Here is a 3,055-nt window from a genome sequence, read left to right as displayed (position 1 = left end):
GGCCGGCATGCCGGACAGTGCCGGATCGACGAGCATGGCGATGCGGCGTTCCGACAGCGAGCCGATCTCGCAGATGGCGAGCGCGATCATGTCGGCGGCGAAGGCCACCGGCTCGGCGTGGAAATTGCCGCCGGAAAGCGCGGTGTCATCCTCGGCGAAGATCAGCGGATTGTCGGTGACGCCATTGGCTTCGGTGCCCAGCGTGTCGGCCGCCTGGCGCAGCACGGTGAGTGCGGCGCCCATGACCTGCGGCTGGCAGCGCAGGCAATACGGATCCTGCACGCGTTCGTCGCCAACCCGATGCGATTCACGGATGGCGCTGCCGGCCATCAGATTGCGCAGGGCGTCGGCCGTCTCGATCTGGCCGGGATGCTTTCTCAGCACATGGATGCGCGGATCGAAGGGGGCGTCGGACCCTTTTGCCGCGTCGGTCGACAGGGCACCAGCGACCAGCGCCGATTGGTAGAGCACTTCGGCCTCGAACAAGGCGGCCAGCGCATAGGCGGTCGAAAACTGGGTGCCGTTGAGCAGCGCCAGGCCCTCCTTGGCGCCCAGCGTCACCGGTTCCAATCCATGCGAGACGAAGGCGACCTTGGCCGGGAAACGGCCATGCGGGGTGAAGCATTCGCCGACGCCGATCATCACCGCCGTCATGTGCGACAGCGGGGCGAGGTCGCCGGAGGCGCCGACCGAACCTTGCGCCGGCACCACCGGGATGACGTCGTTGGCCAGCATCGCTTCGAGCAGCTCGATGGTCTGCGGCCGCACACCCGACGCGCCCTGCGCCAGGCTGGCGAGCTTCAGCGCCATCATCAGCCTGCAGACAGCAACCGGCATCGGCTCTCCGACGCCGGCGGCGTGCGACAGGACGATGTTGCGCTGCAAGGTCTCGAGATCCTCGGCCGGGATGCGGACGCTGGCCAGTTTGCCGAAGCCGGTGTTGATGCCATAGACCGGCTCGCCCTTGGCAACGATCCTGGCGACAGCCTCGGCGCTCGCCTTGATCTTTGGCCGGCAGGCATTGTCCAGCTTGGGCACGGCGCCACGATAGATGGCGCGCCAGTCGGCCAGCGTCGCATTGCCGGGCTTCAGGGTCAGTTCGGTCATTGTCCTCTCCAGATGCGGGCATGCAGCGGGTTGAAGCCCATGCGATAGACGAGTTCGGCGGGGCGCTCGATGTTCCAGATCGCCAGGTCGGTGGATTTTCCGACCTCAAGCGTGCCGGTTTCTCCCAGCAAACCAAGCGCGCGGGCGGCCTCCCGGGTGACGCCGGCAAGGCATTCATCGACGGTCAGGCCGAACAGGGTCGCGGCCATGTTCATGGTCAGAAGCAGTGAGGTCAGCGGCGAAGTGCCGGGATTGTTGTCGGTGGCGACAGCCATCCTGACGCCGTGCTGGCGAAACAGGCCGATCGGCGGCTTCTTGGTTTCGCGAATGAAATAGTAGGCGCCGGGCAAGATCGTCGCCACGGTTCCGGCCTTGGCCATCGCCGCTGCACCGGCATCATCGGTGTATTCGAGATGGTCGGCCGACAGCGCACCGTAACGGGCGGCGAGTTCGGCGCCATGCAGGTTGGACAGCTGGTCGGCATGAAGCTTGACCGGCAGGCCGGCCGCCTTTGCCGCAGCGAAGACGCGCGCCATCTGTTCCGGCGAAAAGGCGATGCCCTCGCAAAACCCGTCGACCGCATCGGCCAGCCCCTCGGCGGCAATCTTTGGAAGAATCTCATTGGCGACCAGATCGATAAAGGCGTCCTTGTCGCCCTTGGCTTCCGGCGGCAGCGCGTGAGCGCCGAGGAAGGTGGTGCGGATTGTCACCGGCCGCTGGTTGCCCAACTGCCGTGCGGCACGCAGCGACTTCTTCTCGTTTTCGAGGTCGAGGCCATAGCCGGACTTGATCTCGACGGTGGTCACGCCTTCGGCGATCAGCGCATCGAGGCGCGGCAGCGATTGAGTGACCAGTTCATCTTCGCTGGCGGCGCGCAAGGATTTGACCGACGAAACAATGCCGCCGCCGGCCCGGGCGACCTCTTCATAGGTGGCGCCGGCCAGCCGCATCTCGAATTCGTTCGCGCGGTTGCCGGCATGGACCAGATGGGTGTGGCAGTCGATCAGGCCAGGCGTGATCCAGCGGCCCTCGCAATCGACCGTCTCGGCGCCCTGGGCAAGTGTTGGGGGCAGCTCCGACTCGAGGCCGGCATAGACAATGCGGCCGTCACGCGCAGCGACCGCGCCATGTTCGACGACGCCAAGTCCGGCAGACCCGTCGACCATTGTCGCTAGCCGCGCATTGCGCCACAGACGAAGATCCCCTGCCCGGCTTTTGCTCTGTCCAGCCATCATCTTTTCCGTTTCAATCGATGACGATTATGTATATACATATTGAAACGCACTGCAAGTGCCATCATCGCATGAGAGACAGAGGACCGGAGAGAAAAGTGGCAGCGATCTTTGCGGAACAGGCGCTCCTTCCCGATGGTTGGCGCGATAATGTGCGGCTCACCTTCGCCGAGGGACGCATCACGACCGTCGAACCTGGAGCTACCGCGCTAGCCGGCGACGAACGCCACGCGATCCTGTTGCCCGGCATGCCCAACCTTCACAGCCACGCCTTCCAGCGCGGCATGGCCGGCCTTGCCGAACTTCGCGGCCCCTCCGCCGACAGTTTCTGGAGCTGGCGCGAGGTGATGTACCGTTTCGCCCTGTCGATGACACCCGATCAGGTCGAGGCGGTTGCCGCACAACTCTATGTCGAGATGCTGGAGGCCGGTTTTTCCCGCGTCGGCGAATTTCACTATCTGCATCACGACCGCGATGGAAAATCCTACGCCAATCTTGCCGAGATGGCCGGGCGCATCGCGGCGGCGGCCGGCGAAACAGGTATCGGCCTGACGCTGCTGCCAGTGTTTTATGCGCACTCGTCTTTCGGCGGTGCCGTGCCAAACGAAGGTCAGCGGCGATTCATCAACGATGTGAATCGGTTCTCGCGGCTTGTTGAGAAATGCCGCGAATTGGTTCGCGCGTTGAATCAGGCTGTCGTCGGCGTCGCTCCGCAC

Annotated in this window: 3 protein-coding genes; 1 reads left to right on the top strand and 2 read right to left on the bottom strand. The window is 64.6% G+C overall.

Annotated features, from left to right (window positions below; all coding sequences use genetic code 11):
* Together EN906_RS28865 and hutI are read right to left on the bottom strand one after the other, a co-directional pair.
* A partial coding sequence (locus tag EN906_RS28865; protein WP_127375552.1) for a histidine ammonia-lyase occupies positions 1-1,107 on the bottom strand: 1,107 nt, incomplete at its 3' end.
* Positions 1,104-2,339, bottom strand: a complete 1,236-nt coding sequence (gene hutI, locus EN906_RS28860; RefSeq protein ID WP_127270706.1) for an imidazolonepropionase — start codon at positions 2,337-2,339, stop codon at positions 1,104-1,106. The genes EN906_RS28865 and hutI, both read right to left, overlap by 4 nt.
* Positions 2,340-2,437: 98 nt before the next feature.
* On the opposite strand from hutI, the gene EN906_RS28855 reads away from it, so the two are divergent.
* Positions 2,438-3,055 (top strand): amidohydrolase family protein (locus EN906_RS28855; protein WP_164777431.1); only part of this gene is annotated, 618 nt, incomplete at its 3' end.

Source organism: Mesorhizobium sp. M7A.F.Ca.CA.004.06.1.1 (assembly GCF_003999135.1).
Lineage (GTDB): Bacteria > Pseudomonadota > Alphaproteobacteria > Rhizobiales > Rhizobiaceae > Mesorhizobium.
This window is presented reverse-complemented; position numbering and strand designations above follow the sequence as displayed.